Source organism: Bradyrhizobium sp. I1.14.4 (assembly GCF_050435825.1).
In the GTDB taxonomy this organism is placed as follows: Bacteria; Pseudomonadota; Alphaproteobacteria; order Rhizobiales; family Xanthobacteraceae; genus Bradyrhizobium.
The window spans coordinates 1-21,395 of the sequence record NZ_JBNDLA010000007.1 but is presented as its reverse complement, the minus strand read 5'-3'; the positions used below and the strand labels follow the sequence as shown (position 1 = coordinate 21,395).

General features: G+C 63.9%; 18 protein-coding genes. 14 read left to right on the top strand and 4 right to left on the bottom strand.

Features of this window, described 5'->3' with window-relative positions; all coding sequences use genetic code 11:
- Positions 1 to 8: 8 nt before the first annotated feature.
- Together ABIB78_RS16275 and ABIB78_RS16270 are read right to left on the bottom strand one after the other, a co-directional pair.
- Positions 9 to 1,622, bottom strand: coding sequence for a DHA2 family efflux MFS transporter permease subunit (locus ABIB78_RS16275; protein ID WP_429026207.1), 1,614 nt, complete (start codon positions 1,620 to 1,622; stop codon positions 9 to 11).
- Positions 1,623 to 1,630: 8 nt separating this feature from the next.
- Complete coding sequence (locus ABIB78_RS16270) at positions 1,631 to 2,815, bottom strand: HlyD family secretion protein (protein ID WP_429026205.1); 1,185 nt, start codon at positions 2,813 to 2,815, stop codon at positions 1,631 to 1,633.
- 162 nt (positions 2,816 to 2,977) lie between these two features.
- Between ABIB78_RS16270 and ABIB78_RS16265 the strand changes: the two genes are divergently transcribed.
- Together ABIB78_RS16265 and ABIB78_RS16260 are read left to right on the top strand one after the other, a co-directional pair.
- Entirely contained in the window at positions 2,978 to 3,682 is a 705-nt protein-coding gene (locus ABIB78_RS16265) for a TetR/AcrR family transcriptional regulator (RefSeq protein ID WP_429026202.1), read from the top strand.
- Positions 3,682 to 4,107: a hypothetical protein gene (locus ABIB78_RS16260; RefSeq protein WP_429026200.1), complete on the top strand. Its 426-nt coding sequence runs from the start codon at positions 3,682 to 3,684 to the stop codon at positions 4,105 to 4,107. Before ABIB78_RS16265 ends, ABIB78_RS16260 begins: the two co-directional genes overlap by 1 nt.
- Positions 4,108 to 4,117: 10 nt before the next feature.
- Here the strand turns inward: ABIB78_RS16260 and ABIB78_RS16255 are convergent, their stop codons facing one another.
- Positions 4,118 to 5,812 carry an ATP-binding protein gene (locus ABIB78_RS16255; RefSeq protein ID WP_429026197.1) on the bottom strand — a complete coding sequence of 565 codons (1,695 nt, stop codon included), beginning with the start codon at positions 5,810 to 5,812 and terminating at the stop codon, positions 4,118 to 4,120.
- Between the two features lie 145 nt (positions 5,813 to 5,957).
- Complete coding sequence (locus ABIB78_RS16250; RefSeq protein WP_429026194.1) at positions 5,958 to 6,884, bottom strand: LysR family transcriptional regulator; 927 nt, start codon at positions 6,882 to 6,884, stop codon at positions 5,958 to 5,960.
- A gap of 155 nt (positions 6,885 to 7,039) precedes the next feature.
- Between ABIB78_RS16250 and ABIB78_RS16245 the strand changes: the two genes are divergently transcribed.
- The 12 genes from ABIB78_RS16245 (at position 7,040) to ABIB78_RS16190 (ending at position 21,150) form a co-directional block, all read left to right on the top strand.
- Positions 7,040 to 8,071, top strand: coding sequence for a class 1 fructose-bisphosphatase (locus tag ABIB78_RS16245; RefSeq protein WP_429026772.1), 1,032 nt, complete (start codon positions 7,040 to 7,042; stop codon positions 8,069 to 8,071).
- A 10-nt stretch (positions 8,072 to 8,081) separates the two neighbouring features.
- Entirely contained in the window at positions 8,082 to 8,957 is an 876-nt protein-coding gene (locus tag ABIB78_RS16240; RefSeq protein ID WP_429026192.1) for a phosphoribulokinase, read from the top strand.
- On the top strand, positions 8,954 to 10,975 hold the full coding sequence (gene tkt / locus ABIB78_RS16235) for a transketolase (protein ID WP_429026190.1): 2,022 nt from the start codon (positions 8,954 to 8,956) through the stop codon (positions 10,973 to 10,975). The genes ABIB78_RS16240 and tkt overlap by 4 nt, the downstream gene beginning before the upstream one ends.
- Before the next feature lie 15 nt (positions 10,976 to 10,990).
- A complete protein-coding gene (gene fba, locus ABIB78_RS16230; protein ID WP_429026188.1) occupies positions 10,991 to 12,073 on the top strand; it encodes a class II fructose-bisphosphate aldolase in 1,083 nt (360 codons plus the stop codon).
- 30 nt (positions 12,074 to 12,103) lie between these two features.
- A complete protein-coding gene (locus ABIB78_RS16225) occupies positions 12,104 to 13,567 on the top strand; it encodes a form I ribulose bisphosphate carboxylase large subunit (protein WP_429026187.1) in 1,464 nt (487 codons plus the stop codon).
- Between the two features lie 12 nt (positions 13,568 to 13,579).
- The gene (locus ABIB78_RS16220) at positions 13,580 to 14,005 is read left to right on the top strand and encodes a ribulose bisphosphate carboxylase small subunit (RefSeq protein WP_429026184.1); all 426 of its coding nucleotides are present in this window, start codon (positions 13,580 to 13,582) and stop codon (positions 14,003 to 14,005) included.
- Between the two features lie 108 nt (positions 14,006 to 14,113).
- Positions 14,114 to 15,043: a CbbX protein gene (cbbX, locus tag ABIB78_RS16215; RefSeq protein WP_429026183.1), complete on the top strand. Its 930-nt coding sequence runs from the start codon at positions 14,114 to 14,116 to the stop codon at positions 15,041 to 15,043.
- Positions 15,040 to 15,756 carry an HAD family hydrolase gene (locus ABIB78_RS16210; RefSeq protein WP_429026180.1) on the top strand — a complete coding sequence of 239 codons (717 nt, stop codon included), beginning with the start codon at positions 15,040 to 15,042 and terminating at the stop codon, positions 15,754 to 15,756. The genes cbbX and ABIB78_RS16210 overlap by 4 nt, the downstream gene beginning before the upstream one ends.
- Positions 15,757 to 16,362: 606 nt before the next feature.
- Complete coding sequence (gene chvE, locus ABIB78_RS16205) at positions 16,363 to 17,430, top strand: multiple monosaccharide ABC transporter substrate-binding protein (protein WP_429026178.1); 1,068 nt, start codon at positions 16,363 to 16,365, stop codon at positions 17,428 to 17,430.
- 66 nt (positions 17,431 to 17,496) lie between these two features.
- Positions 17,497 to 19,071: a multiple monosaccharide ABC transporter ATP-binding protein gene (gene mmsA, locus ABIB78_RS16200; protein WP_429026176.1), complete on the top strand. Its 1,575-nt coding sequence runs from the start codon at positions 17,497 to 17,499 to the stop codon at positions 19,069 to 19,071.
- Positions 19,068 to 20,258: a multiple monosaccharide ABC transporter permease gene (gene mmsB / locus ABIB78_RS16195; protein WP_429026173.1), complete on the top strand. Its 1,191-nt coding sequence runs from the start codon at positions 19,068 to 19,070 to the stop codon at positions 20,256 to 20,258. Before mmsA ends, mmsB begins: the two co-directional genes overlap by 4 nt.
- Before the next feature lie 58 nt (positions 20,259 to 20,316).
- Positions 20,317 to 21,150 carry an inositol monophosphatase family protein gene (locus ABIB78_RS16190; protein WP_429026171.1) on the top strand — a complete coding sequence of 278 codons (834 nt, stop codon included), beginning with the start codon at positions 20,317 to 20,319 and terminating at the stop codon, positions 21,148 to 21,150.
- The last annotated feature ends 245 nt before the right edge of the window (positions 21,151 to 21,395 follow it).

Below are 21,395 nucleotides of genomic sequence, written 5' to 3'. Positions count from 1 at the left end.
ATGCGGGATCAATGCGCCGCGCCGCCGCCGGCCGTATTCTTCGGCTTGCCGGTCAAGAGGATCGCGATCGCGGCAAACACCAGTACGATGCCGATCACGGCAAAGGTGTCGCTGAAGCCGAGCACCAGGGCCTGGCGCTTCACGATGTTGCCGAGCGTCACGATCGCCTGGTTGTGCGCGGTCGCCGGATCGGAGATACCGTGGCTCAGGAAGTAGTTGGTGACTTCGGCGATCCGCGTGCGTACTTCCTCACGGCCGAGGTCGACCGACTGGCCGATGATGTTGGAGTGGAACTGCTCGCGCTTGGTGACGATGGTGGCGAGCAGCGCCGTGCCGATCGCGCCGCCGAGGTTGCGCATCATGTTGGAGATGCCGGAGGCGGCCGCGGCATCCTGCGGCGCGACGCTGCCGAGGCTGACGGCCGACAACGGCGCCAGCATGATCGCCTGGCCGATCGCGCGGACGATGTTCGGGACGAAGAACTGGTCGCCGGAGTAATCGAGCGACATCGAGATGTTCATGAAGGACGAGATCGCGAACAGGATCATGCCGGTGAAGGCGATGAAGCGCGGGTCGAAGCGCTGCATCAGCTTCGGCACCAGCGGGATCAGGATCAGTTGCGGCAGGCCGGTCCATGCGAGCACCTGACCGATCTGCTCGGCATTGTAACGCTGCACCTGGCCGAGATAGGCCGGCAGCAGGTAGACCGAGCCGAACAGCGCGAAGCCGACGAACACCGCCGAGATGGTGCCGAAACCGAAGCTCCGCTGGGTCAAGAGGCGCAGTCGGATCAGCGGCTTCTCCACGACGAGCTCGATCCACACGAACAGGGTCAGACTGACGGCTGCGATCACCGCGAGCCTGACGATGAAGGGCGAGCCGAACCAGTCGTCCTTGTTGCCTTCCTCGAGCACGGCCTGCAGCGAGGAGAGGCCGATCGCCATCGTGGCGATGCCGAGCCAGTCGCCCTCGCGCAGCAGATGCAGCTGCATCGGCTGGCGTTCCAGCGTGAAATAGAGCGTGATGACCATGACCGCGGTCGGAATCACGTTGACGAAGAAGATGGTCTGCCAGCCGTAATTCTCGGTGAGGTAACCGCCGATGGTCGGGCCGATCGCCGGAGCAAACGTCACGGCGAGCGCGAACATCGCGAGGCCGACCGGCTGCTGGGGCTTCGGCAGCTTGGTGAACACCAGCGTGAAGGCCATCGGGATCAGCACGCCGCCGAAGAAGCCCTGCAGGCCGCGCATCGCGATCATAGACGATAGGTCGTGGGTGAAGGCGCAGGCCACCGAGAAGATCGCGAACAGCGTGGCGAAGCCAAGGATGATCTTGCGGAACGAGAACACCCGGCTGAGATAGTCGGTCAGCGGGATCACCACGATCTCGCCGATCAGATAGGATGTCGAGATCCAGGAGCCGTTGTCGACGCCGGTTCCGATGCCGCCCTCGATGTTGAGCAGCGAGGCGTTGGTGATCTGGATGTTGAGGATCGCCATGAAGGCGCCGATCATCGCGGCGACGATGGAAATCCAGACCGCCATGCTGGCGCGGTTGGGATCGACCGCTACCGCTGCCGCGCGGGGTGCAGCGGCTGGGGAGGAGAGCGCAAGGTCGGACATGGCATCACCTATTTGTACGAGGCGACAGCGAGCTTGGGAGAGGCACTGGAGCGCGGCGCCTCGGCTGGTTGCGACGAGGTTGCGATGGTCGGGATCACCGACATCCCGGGCCGCAGTTCAACGGGCGTCGCCTCGAGCGCGATCTTCACGGGGATGCGCTGCACCACCTTGGTGAAGTTGCCGGTGGCGTTGTCCGGCGGCAGCAGCGCGAATTCCTGGCCGCTGGCCGGCGCGAGGCTGTCGACATGGCCGCGCACGACGTGCCCCGGGAACATGTCGACGGCGATCTCGACCAGCTGACCCTTGCGCACATTGGTGAGCTGCGTCTCCTTGTAGTTCGCGATCACATAGGCGCCGGTGGCTGGCACCAGCGACATCAGCTGCGTGCCAGCCTGGACGAACTGGCCGGTGCGCAGGGTGCGGTTGCCGACCACGCCGTCGATCGGGGCGGTGATGGTGGTGTAGCCGAGATTCAACTCGGCCTGATGCTGGAGCGCAGTCGCCCGTGCCTGCGCCGCGACCGCTTGGGCAATGTCGGCCTTGAGCAGCTCCACCTGACGCAGCGCGGAGGCGAGGTTCGCGGTATCGCGGGCGATGGCGGCCTGCGCGCTGGCGTAGCGGGACTGCGCCTGCTGCGCATTCTGCACGCTGCCGAAGCCGGTGCCGGCGAGGTCGGTGTAACGCTTGTTCTCCTGTTCGGCAAAGGTCTGCGTTGCGGTGTCCACGGCGAGCGTCGCGCGTGCCGCTTCGATCACGGACTGCTGTACATCGAGCTGCGCACGCTTGCTCGCGATCGCGGCTTCGGCAGCGGCGACATCGGCCTTGGCCTGATCCAGCGCGACCCTGAAGTCGCGATCATCGATCCGTGCCAGCATCTGGCCGGCGCGCACATGTTCATTGTCGCCTACCAGCACCGCGCTGAGATAGCCGGAGACCTTTGGCGCGATCGCCGTGTTGTCGGCCTTGACATAGGCGTCGTCGGTCGAGACCTGAAAGCGGCCGACGGTCCAGTAGTCCCAGCCGTACCAGGCTCCGCCCGCGAGGAGGGCGAGCGCTGCGCCGGCCAGCAGCAGGCGGCGAAGCTTGCCCTTGGCTGCAGGCGGCTTGGCCGCTTCCGGGTCAGCGATCAATTGCTTGGCGGTTTCGGCCGGAACCTGGCTCTCGGCCTTGAATGATGTCTCATGCTGGCTCATGGCGGCGCTCCTGATCCATTCTATCCCTTTGGAAAATATTGCAAATTTCTGGTTAGGCCCGTTGGATTAATTAGGAAACTTGATGTTTTCCAAAATAGAGCCCATATTGGGACTGTCAATAGAATGACAGGCATCATCTAAAAGCATGGCTCGGATCTAACGATGAGCGGGAAAGGCAAAGGTCAGGCAGAACAGGATGCGCCGGAACGGCGCGGCCGCGGGCGGCCGCAGCTTCGTTCCGACGACGAGACGCGTGCGCTGATCTATGAGGCGGCACGGCGCGAGTTCTCGGAGCGTGGGTTTGCTGCGGCCAACATCGCCGACGTCGCCTGCCGCGCCGGCGTCTCCACCAAGACACTCTATCGTTTGATCCCGACCAAGTTGGCGCTGTTCGAAGGCATGGTGACGGATCGGGTGGACCGGTTCGTGTCCATCGTGAATCTCGGCGCATGTGATGGTCGCAATGTCGCGGCCGCGCTGGAGGCCGCGCTGCTGACCTGCGCCGAGCTTATTCTCGATGCCGAGGTCATCGCGCTGCAACGGATCATCCTTGCCGAAAGCGACAAATTCCCCGACATTGCCGAGACGTTCTATGAAAAGGCCATGCAGCGAACCATCGCCGCGTTGGCGGACTGGCTCGGCGTGCAGCAGCGGCGTGCGCGGATCGTGCTCGATGATGCCGAGGTCGCTGCAGGCATGCTGCTCGGCATGCTTGTTTTCAAACCGCAGCGCGACGTCATGTTCGGGCACAAGCCCGCTCCACTGCACAGCGAGATGGAAGCTCGCGCCAAGGCCTGCGCGGCACTCTTCCTGTCCGGATGCGCCGCGCCGACCGACCAGATCGATAGGCAGAGTGGAGGCGCATGATGCCGGCGGAGCGGGCCGCGACCTATACCGTCGAGGCGCAGATTTCGCGCGACGATGAGGCCAAATGCCGGGATGTGCTGACGCGCTGGATGGCGGCGCTCAATCGCTATGACGCCTCGGTCATGGACACGCTGATGCACTTTCCGCATGTACGGATCGCCGGCGGCATGGTCACCGTCTATCAGCAACCCGGCAACAATCCGATGGACCTGTTCGAGCGGCTGCGCAAACAGGACGGCTGGCATCACAGCGCCTGGAATGAGACCAAGCTCGTCCAGTCCTCGCCGGCGAAGGCGCACTACGCCCTCCGCTACACGCGCTACCGCGAGGACGGATCGATCATCGGGGTCTACGATTCCCTTTATGTGCTCAGCCTGCTCGACGGTGCCTGGAAGATCCAGAGCCGCTCGAGCTTCGGACCCTAAGCAGCCGGGCTTACTTGGCTGGCGCCGACGCGGCCGGCTGGGTCAGCACCTGCCGGATCATCCGCGCAAGATCGGCTTTGCGGTAGGGCTTCGGCAGCAGCGTCACATCGGGGTCGAGACGGCCGTGATGGATGATCGCATCCTCGGTGTAGCCCGACGTAAAGAGCACGCGCACCGAGGGCAGCCTGGCGATCACGGCATCGGCGACCTGCCGGCCGTTCATGCCGCCGGACATGATGACGTCGGTGAACAGCACATCACAGACGAACCCCTTGTCGACCGCAGCCAATGCCTCGGGGCCGTTGGCGGTGACCATCGTATGGTAGCCAAGCTGCTCGAGCTGGGCGCTGACGTAATTGCGGACCAGCGGATCGTCCTCGACGACCAGAATGGATTCATTGCCGCCGCGCGTGTCGGCCGGAGCAGGCGGCTCGACGTCGACCATGTCGCCGCTGCTGCGCGGCAGATAGAGCTTGATCGACGTGCCGTGGCCCTCTTCGGAATAGATCTTGAGGTGCCCGTCGGACTGCTTGATGAAGCCGTAGACCATGCTCAGCCCGAGGCCGGTGCCCTTGCCGGTGTCCTTGGTGGTGAAGAACGGCTCGAACACCTTGTCGCGGATTGCCGCCGGGATTCCGCCGCCGGTGTCGCTGACCGCGACCATCACATATTCACCCGCCCGCACATCGGGATTGGCGGCGGCATAAACCTCGTCGAGGATGACGTTGCTGGTCTCCAGCATCAGCTTGCCGCCATCGGGCATCGCATCGCGGGCATTGACGGCGAGATTGAGCAGCGCGGTCGACATGTGGCTGGGATCGATGAAGGCCGGCCAGGCGTCAGACTCGAGCGCGGTCTCGATTTCGAACTGCTCGCCGAGCGACGGGCGCAGCAGCCGCGCGGTGTCCTGCACCAGCGTGTTGAGATTCGCTTCACGCGGTTGCAGCGGCTGCTGCCGCGAGAAGGCCAGCAGATGCTTGGTCACCTCGGCACCGCGAAAGGCTGCGTCGCTGATCATCTTGGTGACGGACGACAACGCGGCATCGTGCTCGACAGCCTCGGCGAGGATGTCGATCAGGCCGGTGATAACGGTCAGGATATTGTTGAAGTCGTGGGCAATGCCGCCGGTGAGGTGCCCGACCGCTTCCATCTTCTGCACCTGGCGCAGCTTCTGCTCGGCTTCGAGCTGCTCGCGGGCAGCCTCGACCTCGCGGGCGCGCATGAAGATTTCAGCTTCCATCTGCTCGGTGCGCTCGCGCAGCCGGTCTGTCAGCTTGTCCTGCTCGGCGCCGCGCTGCTTCAGCTGAATGAAGCTGGTGACGTCTTCGACTCGATGGATGATGTAGGTGAACTGTCCGCTCGGCCCGAGCACCGGCGTATTGCGCGGGCTCCAGTAACGTTCCTCGAATCCGCCGCCCTCAGACTCCGGCTTGCGGATATCGTATTTCTGCACTGACATGGTGTCGGGGCGGCGGAACTGGACCACGCGCTCGAGCGAGGCGCGCAGGTTCCGCACCCCGTCGGCGGCCGGATCGTCCGGATTATCGGGAAACACGTCGAACAGCCCGCGCCCAAGGATCGCGGCGCGCTCGGTCTTGGTGGCACGCAGATAGGCGTCGCTCACTGCCACGATGCGGAAGTCGGGCTGAGTCAGCACCAGATAGAGGCCGGGCGCCGCCTCGAATAACGCCTTGAAGTCAGGCATCGGCGGGGACGGGTTCTGCAGTTCATCCTCCCTCGCAGGGATGCGGTCCGCAGGTGACCGCGATCAAGATGTGCCACGCGCTTGTCGGAACTGCAATGCTTAACATACGGTACCGGCTCGATTTTTCCCGTCGCGCGATCTGCGGCTAGCGCGAGTTCGGCAGATAGCGCCAGCCCTCCTTGCCGAGGAAATCCAGCATGGCCTGCGCGGGCGGCAACAGGATCTTGTCGGTTCGCCTGATCGCGTGCCACTGCCTGACGATCGGCAGGCCCTTTACCTTGAGCACCACCAGCCGGCCGTCTTCCAGCTCATGAAACACCGTATGCTGGGATATGAAGGCGATGCCGAGCCCGGCCATCACCGCCTGCTTGATGGTCTCGTTGCTGTCCATGGCCATCCCGAGCTTCGGCTCCAGTCCGACCCGCTCGAAATATTGCTGCATCAGCATCCGCGTGCCCGATCCTTGCTCGCGGGTAATGAAGGTTTCGTTGGCGAGCTCCGGCGGGGAGACGTGACGCCGGCGCGCCAGCCGATGATCGGGCGCAGCGATGATGAAGTGCGGATGCCGGCCGAGCGGCTTCATCTCGACCTCGACATCGGCCGGCGGCCGGCCCATCACCGCGATATCGAGATCGTAGCCGCGCAGCGCGTCGCGGATCTCCTCGCGGTTGCCGATCCTGAGCGTGACTTCGATCTTGGGAAAGCGGCGCGAGAACGCCGCGATCGCAAACGGCACGAAGTATTTCGCGGTCGAGACCGCACCCATCGCGACACGTCCGCCGCTGCGGCCCGCGATCATGTCGAGCGATTGTTCGCAGTCCTTCAGCGCCGCCTCGATCCGCTCGACCAGCGTCAGCACATGCGCGCCGGCATCCGTCACCGCCATGCCGTCGCCGGTACGCTGGATCAACGGCAATCCCGCCAGCGCCTGCAGGTTGCGGAGCTGCAGCGTCACCGCCGGCTGCGTCAGGTTCAACCGATTGGCCGCCGACGTGATCGAGCCCGCCTCGTGCACGGTGGACAGCGCGCGCAGCTGGCGGATGGTGAGGTCCCGCGAGAAGTTCCCGGCCATGACAAGCTCCATAAGAAATACTTTGCCAAGACCAAAGATAATAAAATTTCCCTAATTGGGCAATTCGCGCGTTGATACGGCGAAGGCGACTCCCCTGAGGTCGCCTCTCGAAGCCTCGGGACAGAGGGCGCGATCATAGGGAGAGGCCGGTGGAGATTCGTCCTGCATTGCATGCCCATCTGGAGTGGCCGACGCAGCATAACCCGTTGCGTGCCGCGACCGTTGCGGTGATCGAAGCGCTTGCCGGCGCCGCGATCGAGCTCTCGCGCATCATTGCCGCCGGACCGCTCGCCGGCATCGGCGGCGAGAGCGGCGGGGTCAATCCGGACGGCGATCGCCAGAAGACCATCGACATCGTCGCCGACCGCCTGATGCGAGACGCGCTGCACGCCGCGCCGGTCGCCGCGGTGTTGTCAGAAGAGGTCGAGCTGCCGGAGACGCTCGATCCGGACGCGCCGCTCTGTGTCGCGATCGATCCGCTCGACGGATCCGCCAATCTCGAAAACAATATCTCGATCGGCACGATCTTCTCGATCCGGCCGAAGGGAAACGACATCATCTCGACCTTCTTCGAGCCAGGCACGGCGCAGCGTGCCGCAGGCTGCTTTATCTACGGTCCGCAGACCGTGCTGGTGCTGGCGCTCGACCAGTGTGTCGACTGTTTCACGCTGGACCCGCGAACCGGCGAGTTCGTCCTGACTGCGCGTGACCTGCGGGTGCCGCCGGAAGCGTCGGAATTCGCCATCAATGCCTCGAACCGACGGCACTGGAGCGGCCCGGTGCGCAACTACATCGACGACTGCCTTGCTGGCGTGAACGGCGAGCGCGGGCAGGACTTCAATATGCGCTGGATCGGTTCGCTGGTGGCGGAAGCCTACCGCATCCTGATGCGCGGCGGCGTGTTCCTGTATCCGGCAGACGCGCGCCAGGGCTACCGCGAGGGCCGGTTGCGCCTGTTGTATGAGGCGCATCCCATCGCACTGATCATGGAATGGGCGGGCGGCGCCGCGTCGAACGGCCGGTCGCGGATACTCGAACTATCTGCACGCACGCCGCATCAGCGCGTGCCGCTGATCATGGGATCGGCGCGCGCCGTGCGCGACGTCGATGCGATCCACCTGACCGTCGAGCCGTTGTTCGAGAGCAGCGATGCCCCGCTGTTCGCGCGGCGCGGCCTGTTCCTTTGAGGGGAAGCGCATGTCTCGTCGACATCCCATCATCTCGATCACCGGCTCGTCCGGCGCCGGCACCACCTCGGTGAAGAAGACGTTCGAGAACATCTTCCGCCGCGAGAACGTGGTCGCAGCCTACATCGAGGGCGATGCATTCCACCGCTACGACCGCGCCGAGATGCGCAGCCGGATGCTGGAGAAGGCCGAAGGCGGCAACAAGAATTTCAGCCATTTCAGCCCCGAGACCAATTTGTTCGACGAGCTGGAGAAGTTGTTCCGGGATTATGCCGAGACCGGCACCGGAACGACGCGACACTACGTGCATGATGAGGAGGAGGCCCGGCTCTACGGCGCCGAGCCCGGCACCTTCACCGCGTGGGAGCCGCTGCCGGAGAATTCCGACCTGCTGTTCTACGAGGGCCTGCACGGCGCCGTCGTCACCGACACGGTGAATGTCGCGCAGCACGCCGACCTGAAGATCGGCGTCGTGCCGGTCATCAACCTCGAATGGATCCAGAAACTGCATCGCGATCGCAGCCATCGCGGCTACTCCACCGAGGCGGTGACCGACACCATCCTGCGCCGCATGCCGGACTACGTGAACTACATCTGCCCGCAATTCAGCGAGACCGACATCAACTTCCAGCGCGTGCCGACAGTCGATACGTCGAACCCGTTCATCGCGCGCTGGATCCCGACGCCGGATGAATCGATGGTCGTGATCCGGCTGAAGAACCCGCGCGGCATCGATTTTCCCTACCTGCTCTCGATGATCCCGAACAGCTTCATGTCGCGCGCCAATTCGATCGTGATTCATGGCGCCAAGCTCGACCTCGCGATGCAACTCATCCTGACCCCGCTGATCCTGCAACTGATCGAACGAAAGAGGCGAACGATATGACCGCACTTGCGTCCGTTGCCAGCCGACCCGAAATCAGCCACGACGAGATGGCCAACGCCGTCCGCTTCCTCGCCATCGACGCGGTGGAGCAGTCGAAATCCGGTCATCCCGGCATGCCGATGGGCATGGCCGATGTTGCCACCGTGCTGTTCACGGACTTCCTGAAGTTCGACCCGGCCGATCCGGCCTGGCCCGACCGCGACCGCTTCGTGCTGTCGGCAGGTCACGGCTCGATGCTGCTCTATGCGCTGCTCTATCTGACGGGCTACGAGAGCATGACGCTCGATCAACTCAAGACGTTCAGGCAGTGGGGATCCCAAACCCCCGGACATCCTGAATACGGGCATACTCCCGGTGTCGAGACGACAACCGGGCCGCTCGGGCAGGGGATCGCGACCGCGGTCGGCATGGCGCTCGCCGAACGATTGATGAACGCACGCTTCGGCGACGATCTTGTCGACCACTACACCTACGTGATTGCCGGCGATGGCTGCCTGATGGAAGGCATCAGCCATGAGGCGATCTCGCTCGCCGGACATTTGCGGCTGAACCGGCTGATCGTGCTGTTCGACGACAACCACATCTCGATCGATGGTGCGACCTCGTTGTCCTGTTCGGACGACCAGACGGCGCGGTTCGGGGCGAGCGGTTGGAACGTCTGCCGCATCGACGGTCACGATCCGCAGGCCATCACTGCGGCGATCAGGCAGGCAAGATCGAGCGATCGTCCGTCGCTGGTCGCCTGCCGGACGGTGATCGGATTCGGTGCGCCGAACCGGCAAGGCAGCGAGAAGGTGCATGGCGCGCCGCTCGGCACCGATGAGGTGGCGAAGACCCGGGCCGCACTGCGCTGGCCGTATCCGGCATTCGAAGTCCCCGATGCCGTGCTGGCCGAGTGGCGCGAACTCGGCGGCCGCGGCCGCGACGCGCGGCGGGCCTGGATCGAGCGCTCGCGCGGCGCCTGCAAGGCCGACAAGGGCGAGCGGTCTCCGTTCCACGACGCGCTGAACCGGAAACTGCCCTGCGCCTACACCAAAGCGATGGCGATGCTCGTCGGGCGGTTCGCAACCGAGCGGCCGAAAATCGCCACGCGGCAGGCCTCGCAGCAGGTCATCGACGTGATCGCCGAAGCGTTGCCCAATCTCCTGGGTGGCTCGGCCGACCTCACGCACTCCAATCTCACGCTGGCGAAGTCGCAGGTTTCGGTGCGGCCGGAAACGCTCGACGGCAGCTATATCCACTACGGCATCCGGGAGCATGGCATGGCGGCTGCGATGAACGGCATCGCACTGCATGGCGGGTTCATTCCCTATGGCGGCACCTTCCTCAGCTTCGCCGATTACAGCCGGCCGGCGATCCGCCTTGCGGCGCTGATGGGCATCCGCGTCATCCATGTGATGACCCACGATTCGATCGGGCTTGGCGAGGATGGACCGACGCATCAGCCGGTCGAGCATCTGGCGGCGCTGCGGGCGATCCCGAACGTGCTGGTGTTCCGCCCGGCCGATGCGGTCGAGACGGCGGAAGCCTGGGACTGCGCGCTGAAGGCAGAGACCTCGCCGTCGATCCTCTGCCTGTCGCGGCAGGCGCTGCCGACGGTCCGCGACGGCAGCAAGGACAACCAGGTCGCGCTCGGCGCCTACGTTCTCGTCGAGCCGTCCTTCGGGCGTGACGTCACCCTGATTGCAACGGGTTCGGAGGTGGCGATCGCGCTCGAAGCCGCAAAGCTGCTGGCGGCAGAAGGGGTACAGGCCGCGGTCGTCTCGGCTCCGTGCTTCGACCTGTTCCGCCAGCAGCCGCGCGACTATCGCACCCAGGTGCTGGGTAGCGCCCCGCGCGTCGGCGTGGAAGCCGCTGTCGAGGGCGACTGGGCACGCTGGCTCGGCGACAACGGCGCGTTCGTCGGCATGACCGGCTTCGGCGCGTCGGCGCCGGCCGATGTGCTCTACCGCGAATTCGGCATCACGCCTGCGGCGATCGCCGCGACGGCAAAACAGCTCATGCAACGAGCGAATTGAAAGGAGGATGCCATCATGGCGCGGATAACACTGAGGCAGTTGCTGGACCATGCCGCCGAACGCGGCTACGGCGTGCCGGCCTTCAACATCAACAACATGGAGCAGGGCCTCGCCATCATGGAGGCGGCGGCGGCTTGCGACGCGCCGGTCATCATCCAGGCTTCGCGCGGCGCGCGGTCCTACGCCAACGACATCATGCTGGCGAAGATGATCGATGCGCTGGAGGAGATGTATCCGCAGATCCCGCTCTGCCTGCATCTCGATCACGGCAACGAAGAGGCGACCTGCGCGACCGCAATCCGCTACGGCTTCACCTCGGTGATGATGGACGGCTCGCTCAAGGCCGACGCCAAGACCGCGGCCGACTACGACTACAATGTCGATATCACCCGCCGGGTCGTCGAGATGGCACACTGGGTCGGCGCGTCGGTCGAGGGCGAACTCGGCGTGCTCGGCTCGCTCGAGCATGGCGGCGGCGAGCAGGAGGACGGTCACGGCGTCGAGGGCAAGCTGAGCCATGATCAGCTGCTCACCGATCCGGACCAGGCGGTCGATTTCGTCCGCGCCACCAAGGTCGATGCGCTCGCGATCGCGATGGGCACCTCGCACGGCGCCTACAAGTTCACGCGGCGGCCTGACGGCGAAATCCTGGCGATGCGCGTGGTCGAGGAAATCCACACGCGCCTGCCGAGCACGCATCTGGTGATGCACGGCTCCTCCTCGGTGCCGCAGCCGCTTCAGGACATGTTCAACCAGTTCGGCGGCGAGATGCCGCAGACCTGGGGCGTGCCGGTCGAGGAGATCGTCCGTGGCATCAAGCACGGCGTGCGCAAGGTCAATATCGACACCGATTGCCGCCTGGCGATGGCGGCGGCCTTCCGCAAGGTCGCCGTGCAGTCGAGGAGCGAGTTCGATCCGCGCAAATTCCTGAAGCCTGCGATGGATGCGCTGCGCGAACTTTGCCGTGACCGCTTCGAGCAGTTCGGCACAGCCGGCAATGCCGCCAGGATCAAGGTGGTTGCGCTGCCGGAGATGGCCAGACGCTATCGCGCCGGCGCATTTGATCCGCAGATTGGAAAGATGACCCAGGCCGCCTGAGCAAATGGCGGCGAACAACAGGAGATTTTGATGAATATTCAGCCGTCGATCACCGTGCGCGGCAAGGATCGCTACAAGTCCGGCGTGATGGAATACAAGCGGATGGGCTATTGGGAGCCGAACTACGAGCCCAAGGATACCGATGTCATCGCACTGTTCCGGGTCACACCGCAGGACGGCGTCGATCCGACCGAAGCCTGCGCGGCGGTGGCGGGCGAATCCTCGACAGCGACCTGGACCGTGGTGTGGACCGATCGGCTGACGGCCGCGGAGAAATACCGGGCGAAATGCTATCGCGTCGATCCGGTGCCGAACTCGCCCGGCAGCTATTTCGCCTATATCGCCTATGATCTCGACCTGTTCGAGGCGGGCTCGATCTCGAACCTGACCGCCTCGATCATCGGCAACGTGTTCGGCTTCAAGCCGCTGAAGGCATTGCGGCTCGAGGACATGCGGCTTCCGATCGCCTATGTGAAGACGTTCCAGGGGCCGGCGACCGGCATCGTGGTGGAGCGCGAGCGGCTCGACAAGTTCGGCCGTCCCTTGCTCGGCGCCACCGTGAAGCCGAAGCTCGGCCTGTCCGGCCGCAACTACGGCCGTGTTGTTTATGAAGCCTTGAAAGGCGGGCTCGACTTCACCAAGGACGACGAGAACATCAACTCGCAGCCCTTCATGCACTGGCGTGAGCGCTTCCTGTACTGCATGGAAGCGGTCAACCGCGCGCAGGCCGCGACCGGAGAGATCAAGGGCACTTACCTTAATGTCACCGCGGCGACCATGGAGGATATGTACGAGCGTGCCGAATTTGCCCATGAGCTCGGCTCCAACATCGTCATGATCGACCTCGTGATCGGCTACACCGCGATCCAGTCGATGGCGAAGTGGGCACGCAGGAACAACATGATCCTGCATCTGCATCGGGCGGGCCACTCGACCTACACCAGGCAGCGCAGTCATGGCGTTTCGTTTCGCGTGATCGCGAAATGGATGCGGCTGGCCGGCGTCGATCACATCCATGCCGGCACGGTGGTCGGCAAGCTCGAGGGCGACCCGAACACGACGCGGGGCTACTACGACATCTGCCGCGAGGACTTCAATCCGATGCAGCTCGAACACGGTGTGTTCTTCGACCAGAACTGGGCAAGCCTCAACAAGCTGATGCCGGTGGCCTCCGGCGGCATTCATGCCGGCCAGATGCACCAGTTGCTCGATCTTCTCGGCGAGGACGTCGTGCTGCAGTTCGGCGGGGGCACGATCGGCCATCCCCGCGGTATCCAGGCCGGCGCCACCGCCAACCGCGTCGCGCTGGAAGCCATGATCCTCGCCCGCAACGAGGGGCGCGACTACGTCCATGAGGGCCCGGAGATCCTGGCCAAGGCGGCGCAGACCTGCACGCCGCTGCGCGAGGCGCTCGACGTCTGGAAGGACGTCACCTTCAACTACGAATCGACGGACGCCCCCGATTTCGTTCCCACGCCGAGCATGGCGGTCTGACAGGAGTTTCTCATGCGCGTTACCCAAGGCTGCTTCTCGTTCCTGCCCGATCTCACCGATGAGCAGATCGCCGCGCAGGTGCAATACTGCCTCGACAAGGGCTGGGCGGTGAACATCGAGTTCACCGACGATCCGCACCCCCGCAACACCTACTGGGATATGTGGGGCCTGCCGATGTTCGACCTGCGCGACGCGGCCGGCATCATGAAGGAGCTCGCCGATTGCCGGCGGGTCTATGGTAACCGCTATATCCGGATCTCCGGTTTCGATTCCAGCCCCGGCTGGGAATCCGTTCGTATCTCCTTCATCGTCAACCGGCCGCGCGAAGAGCCCGGCTTCCGGCTCGACCGCCAGGAAGCCGCCGGACGCAACCAGCGTTACTCGACCCATGCCTATGCGGCGACGCGCCCCGAGGGCGAACGCTACGCAGATCAGTGACCGCGTCCGGCTTGCAAGCCAGGCGGATTGCTCCCTCGACCGTCCTGGTCCGGATGCACTTCTCCGTCGCCGCCGCGCGGCGACGGAGCTTTTCGAAGCGAGAGGATAATGACGCAACCGCAAGACCAAATCCGCGAGGTGCCGCCCGAAACCGTCGATCTCCGGCATGAATTCGCCGACCTCGGCATCGGCGATGTGCTCGACCAGCTCGATTCCGAATTGATCGGCCTCAAGCCGGTGAAGACGCGCATCCGTGAGATCGCATCGCTCCTGCTGGTCGAACGCATCAGGCAGAAGATGGCGCTGGCGACGACATTTCCGACCCTGCACATGTCGTTCACCGGCAATCCCGGCACCGGCAAGACCACGGTTGCGCTGCGGATGGCCGGCATCCTGCACAAGCTCGGCTTCGTGCGCCGCGGCCACGTCATCAGCGTCACGCGCGACGATCTGGTCGGGCAATATATCGGCCACACCGCGCCGAAGACGAAAGAAATATTGAAGAAGGCGATGGGTGGCGTGCTGTTCATCGATGAGGCCTATTACCTCTATCGTCCCGAAAACGAGCGCGACTACGGGCAGGAGGCGATCGAGATCCTGCTGCAGGTCATGGAACAGCAGCGCGAGGATCTGGTGGTGATCCTGGCCGGCTACGGCGACCGCATGGAGAAATTCTTCCAGAGCAATCCCGGTTTCCGGTCCCGCATCGCGCATCACATCGACTTCCCGGACTATTCGGACGGCGAACTGCTCTGGATCGCCGAGCTGATGTTGCAGCAGCAGAATTATCGGTTCTCCCCTGAAGCATGCGAGGCCTTCATCCGTTACATCGCCGCGCGCAAGGAACAGCCGCTGTTCTCGAATGCACGCTCGATCCGCAACGCGCTCGATCGCATCCGGCTGCGCCAGGCCAACCGGATCGTGGCGAAGCTCGACCGCACGCTCACGGCCGACGACGTGATGTCGATCGAGGCGGGCGACGTGCTTGCCAGCCGCGTGTTCACCAAAGGGATCGGCGTGGCGGATGAGGGACGATGAACCAGGCGCTCGCCCTCATCAGGAGCGCCGGGATGCGCGACGTCATTGCGAGCGCGCGTGCCCTGATCTTCGATGTCGACGGCACGCTCGCCGAGACCGAGGAAGTGCATCGCCGCGCCTTCAATGAGGCGTTTGCCGAAGCCGGTCTCGATTGGTTCTGGGATCAGGTCACCTATGGGCGGCTGCTCCGGGTTGCCGGAGGCAAGGAGCGCATTCGTGCCTTTGACCAACGCAATGCGGTTCCATTGCTGAGTTTTGCTGACATTGCCGAATTGCATCGGATCAAGACCGCGCGCTACGCCGCGTTGATCGCGGCGGGCGGCTGCCCGTTGCGGCCGGGAGTGCGCGCGTTTCTCGACAGTGCCCGTCGCCGCGGCCAGCGGCTGGCGATCGCGACGACGACGTCGCATGGCAACATCGGTGCGTTGCTTGCGGTCTCGCTCGGCCTGGACTGGGCCGATCTGTTCGAGACGATCGTGGCTGGCGACGATGTCCCGCGCAAGAAACCCGCGCCCGACGTCTATGTCGAGGTTCTCAAGCGGCTCGGGCTCCCACCGGCGGACTGCATCGCGGTCGAGGATTCCGGCAACGGTCTCGTCGCGGCGTCGTGTGCGGGAGTTCCCGTGGTCATCACCCGCAGCGCGTATTTCGGCGATGATGACTTCGCCGAGGCGCTTCTGGTCGTCGACGATCTCTCCGAGATCGACGACTAAAGGCCGCTGCCGCCGCCGGGCGGCTGTTCCGATTAATTTCTTCTGGAAGTTAAATAAATGGCGCTTGCATCCATGGCACAGTAGGGGCATCTTCGGCCAGAAACAGCGCCAAACCACCAGAAATTCCGGCAGGCGGTGGAACGTGCCAACAATTCCGGGAGATAGCGCCTCATGATCCTCCTGTTTCCGATTAATTTCTTCGGACGATTGAATAAATCGTGCTTGCATCCATAGCACAGTGAGGGCACCATCCACCAAAAGTTGCCAGAAGCAGTAGCAAACCACCAGAGGTTCTGGGGGCGCCGGTGCTTGCCAACAATTCCAGGAGACAGCGCCTCATGGTCCCTCCACGTCATTCCTACGCCTCGTTCGTCCCGAGACATGACTCGCGGGTGACGACCCCGGCATTGCAGGATCGCTGATCGCGTGGAGTGAGCATGGCGCTATTGACGGGTTCAATCGACATTCCGCGATTTTCGGTTCGTGACGGCCCCGGCGCCGATCCGAAATCGCCGTAAATCTGCGGCCAGCCAACGAATGACAGGCGTCGATTGACGCTGTCCAAGGCAACGGTACCCCAACTCAAAAAAGCCAAGGGAGTGACGCATGTTCAAATTGAAGGTCTCGTTGTTCGCGCTGGCGTTGGCATGTCTCACGGGGGCCGCATCGGATGCGCTCGCCCAGAGCAAGTCGACCATCGGCATCGCGATGCCGACCAAGTCCTCGGCACGCTGGATCGACGACGGCAACAACATGGTCAAGGTGTTGAAGGAGCGCGGCTACGGCACCGATCTGCAATATGCCGACGACGACATCCCGAACCAGCTCTCCCAGGTCGAGAACATGGTCACCAAGGGTGCCAAGGTGCTGGTCATCGCGGCGATCGACGGCACTACGCTGTCCGACGCGCTGAAGCAGGCCAAGGCCCAGGGCATCACGGTGATCGCCTATGACCGGCTGATCCGCGACACCCCCAATGTCGACTATTACGCAACCTTCGACAATTTCAAGGTCGGCGTGTTGCAGGCTCAATCGATCGAGCAGGCGCTTGGGCTGAAGGAGGGCAAGGGGCCCTTCAACATCGAGTTGTTCGGCGGTTCGCCCGACGATAACAATGCATATTTCTTCTACGATGGCGCGATGTCGGTGTTGAAACCGTATATCGACAGCGGCAAGCTCGTGGTCGGCAGCGGCCAGATGGGCATGGGCAAGGTCGCAACCCTGCGCTGGGACGGTGCGACCGCGCAGGCACGGATGGACAATCTGCTCAGCGCCTTCTACGGCAAGAAGCGCGTCGATGCGGTGCTGTCGCCCTATGACGGCCTGTCGATCGGCATCATCTCTTCCCTGAAGGGCGTCGGCTACGGCAGCAAGGACCAGCCGATGCCGTTCGTCAGCGGCCAGGACGCCGAGGTGCCCTCGATCAAGGCGATGCTGCGCGGCGAGCAATACTCGACCATCTTCAAGGACACCCGCGATCTCGCCAAGGTCACCGCCGACATGGTCGATGCCGTGCTGAGCAAGAAGGAGGTCAGTGTCAACGACACCAAGACCTACAACAACGGGGTCAAGGTGGTTCCGTCCTATCTGCTCAAGCCGGTCGTGGTGGACAAGACCAATTGGGAGAAAGTCCTGATTGACAGCGGCTACTACAAGCGCTCGCAATTCGACTGAGGCGGACAGGCGGGTGGGCCGTGGCTGATAGTGCCGAGCGCGATCGGCCCCGTGGGACGTGATCTGATGACGGCGATGCTTGAGATGCGTGACGTCAGCAAGAGCTTTGCCGGCGTGCAGGCGTTGCGCGACGTCAACTTCACCGCGGAGGCCGGGCAGATCCATGCGCTGGTCGGCGAGAACGGTGCCGGCAAGTCGACCCTGATGAAGGTGCTGAGCGGCGTCTATCCCGCCGGCAGCTATGAAGGGTCGATCTTGTTCGACGGCGAGGAGCGCCGGTTCCGCGATATCAACGACTCCGAGGCGCTGGGGATCATCATCATCCACCAGGAGTTGGCGCTGATCCCGCTGATGTCGATCGCCGAGAACATCTTTTTGTCGCGCGCGCCGTCGCGGTTCGGGGTGGTCGACCGCAATGCGGCGTACCGGCGGACGGCGGAACTGCTGGCACAGGTCGGCCTGCGGGAATCGCCGGATACCCTGGTCACCGATCTCGGCGTCGGCAAGCAGCAGCTGGTCGAGATCGCAAAGGCGTTGTCGAAGAAGGTGCGCCTCCTGATCCTGGACGAGCCGACCGCGAGCCTCAACGAGGCCGACAGTGCCGCGCTGCTGGACCGGTTGCTGGCATTCCGCGAGCAGGGCATCGCCTCGATCCTGATCTCGCACAAGCTGAACGAAGTCGCACGGGTCGCCGACCGGATCACGGTGCTGCGCGACGGCCGCACCGTCGACGGCCTCGATTGCAGGATGGAGCAGATCGACGAGGACCGGATCATCCGCAGCATGGTCAACCGCGATCTCGCGCATCGCTTCCCCGAGCGAAAGATCGAGATCGGCGATCCGGTGATGACGGTGGAGAATTGGTCGGTGCATCATCCGCTGCACACCGCCCGGCAGGTGATCAAGAACGTCGATTTTAGGGTGCACCGTGGTGAGGTGGTCGGCATCGCCGGCCTGATGGGCGCCGGCCGCACCGAGTTCGCCATGAGCCTGTTCGGCAGAGCCTGGGGCTACAATATTTCCGGCAAGATCAGCCTGGACGGACGAGAGGCGAACCTTGCCAGCGTGCCGGCTGCGATCCATGCCGGCCTTGCCTATGTCACCGAGGACCGCAAGCAGCTCGGGTTGATTCTTGCCGACGACGTCCGCAAGAACGTCACGCTGGCGAGCCTTCGCCAGGTGTCGGATCGTGGCGTGATCGACGATGTCGTCGAGCTGAAGGCCGCGAGCGATTACCGCAACCGGATGCGGATCCGCTGTTCTGACGTCTATCAGGAGGCCGGGCAGCTCTCGGGCGGCAACCAGCAGAAGGTGGTGCTGTCGAAATGGCTGATGACCGATCCGCAGGTGCTGCTGCTGGACGAGCCAACCCGCGGCATCGACGTCGGGGCAAAGTACGAGATCTACTGTATCATCAACGAGCTCGCCGAGGCCGGCAAGGCTGTCGTGGTGATCTCGTCGGAGATGCCTGAGCTGCTCGGCATCTGCGATCGGATCTGCGTGATGAATGACGGCGCCTTCGTCGGCGAGTTCACGAAGGACGATGCGACCCAGGAGAAGATCATGCGCGCCATCATGCGCAATGTCAGGATGTCCGGCGCCGATGACGGTGCAGCACGGGCCGGAGGAGGGGCGCCATGACCGACAAGACGATATCACTTCCCGAGTCCCCCAGGCATTCCGGCTTCATCAAGAACAATCTCCGCAATTACGGCATGCTGCTGTCGCTGCTCGCGATCATGCTGTTCTTCGAGATCGTGACCGACGGTACGCTGTTGCAGCCGGTCAATCTCACCAATCTCGTGCTGCAGAACAGCTACATCGTGATCATGGCGCTCGGCATGTTGCTCGTGATCGTCACCGGGCATATCGACCTTTCGGTCGGCTCGGTCGCGGGGTTTGTCGGCGCGGTCGCGGCGGTGCTGATGGTGAGCTACCATGTCGACTACCCGATCGCCTTCATTGCCTGTCTCCTGATCGGTGCCGCGATCGGCGCGGCGCAGGGCTACTGGGTCGCGTATTTCAAGATTCCGTCCTTCATCGTGACGCTGGCGGGCATGCTGGTGTTCAAGGGCCTCGCGCTCGCGGTCCTGCAGGGCCGGTCGGTCGGGCCGTTTCCACCGACCTTCCAGAAGCTGTCGTCGGGCTTCATCCCCGAGTTGTTCCCCAGCGCCGGAACCTTGTACCCGACGTCGCTCCTGATCGGCGTCGCGCTGGCGTTCGTGCTGGTGCTGGCGAGCGCCAAGAGCCGGTCGCGCGAGCAGGCGCACGGCATCGAGGTCGAGCCCTACGCGTTCTTCATCGTCAAGAGCATCGCGCTGGCGAGTGCGGTGCTCTACTTCACCTATCTGATCGCCTCGCATCGCGGCCTGCCGAACGTACTGGTGATCATGACGGTTCTGATCGCGCTCTACGGATTTGTCACGAGGCGGACGGTGATCGGCCGGCAGATCTATGCGGTGGGCGGCAACGCCAAGGCGGCGAAGCTGTCGGGCGTCAAGACCGAGCGGCTCACATTTCTCACCTTCGTCAATATGGGCGTGCTCGCGGCGCTCGCCGGTCTGGTGTTCGCCGCGCGGCTCAACACCGCGACGCCGAAGGCCGGCCTCGGCTTCGAACTCGACGTGATCGCCGCCTGCTTCATCGGCGGCGCGTCCGCCTATGGCGGCGTCGGCCGGGTCGGCGGCGCGGTGGTCGGTGCCATGATCATGGGCGTGATGAACAATGGCATGTCGATCCTTGGTATCGGCATTGATTATCAGCAAGTGATCAAGGGCCTCGTCCTGCTTGGCGCCGTCTGCATCGATGTTTACAACCAGCGCCGGTGACCGCCGCGCGGTCACAATTCGGCGATAGAATGCCGATGCAAGGCAGGAGAATACCCGCGTGAAACTCTCTCATGCCGATGCGCTGAACATCGGAAACATCCTCGCCGAAGTCGGCCGCAGCGAGATCATGCCGCGCTTCCGCCGCGTGCGGGAGATCGAGGTCCGTACCAAGACGTCGGCGTTCGATGTCGTCACCGAAGCCGATGAACTCGCCGAACAGGCGATATCGACGGCGTTGCGCCGCGCGTTCCCGAATGCCGCCGTGATCGGCGAGGAAGGCACGGCGCGTGATCCGGCCGCGCTCGATCAAGTCGGAATCGCGGAGCTCGCCTTCATCATCGACCCGATCGACGGCACGCGGAACTTCACCTCGAGCCTGCCGCTGTTCGGCACCATGGTGGCCGCCACGATGCGCGGCGAAATCGTGTTCGGCGCGATCCATGATCCCGTTGGCAACGACACCGCATTCGCGCTGCGCGGCGAGGGCGCGTGGCTCGAGATGCCCGACGGCAGGCGGCATGACTTGAGAGTGGCGCCGGCCGTGCCGGTCGAGCAGATGGACGCGGTCGTCGGCGTCAATTTCCTGCCTGAGCCGCTGCGCGCAATTGTTGCCGGCAATCTGTCCAAGCTCGGTGCCAGCGCCTGGCTCCGATGCGCCGCGCATGAATATCGCATGGCGGCGTCCGGACATTGCCATCTGCTGTTCTACAACAAGCTGATGCCGTGGGATCATGCCGCTGGCTGGCTGCTGCATCGCGAGGCCGGCGGCTACAGCGCGCATTTCGACGGCTCATCCTACAGGCCGGTCAATCTGACCGGCGGCCTGCTCTGCGCGCCGGACGAAGAGAGCTGGCACGCGGCACAGCAGGCGATCCTGACACCGGCCGGGTAGGGTGGGGTGATGTGCGTTCGGAATAGAGTTTCGAGCTCAACTGTCAAGCAACACGCTCGATGTCGTCCCTGCGAAAGCAGGGACCCATACTCCGCGGCGGCTGTTGTGATTGGGGCTCGTCGTTCCAGCGCTGCACAACATTGGACATTTGTGGTTGATGGGGTGGACGGCCCCCTACGGCATCAGTTGTGCCAGAATGAGGTTGTTGCAAATCTCAGACAAGGGAGCCGTCCGTGAGAGAGATT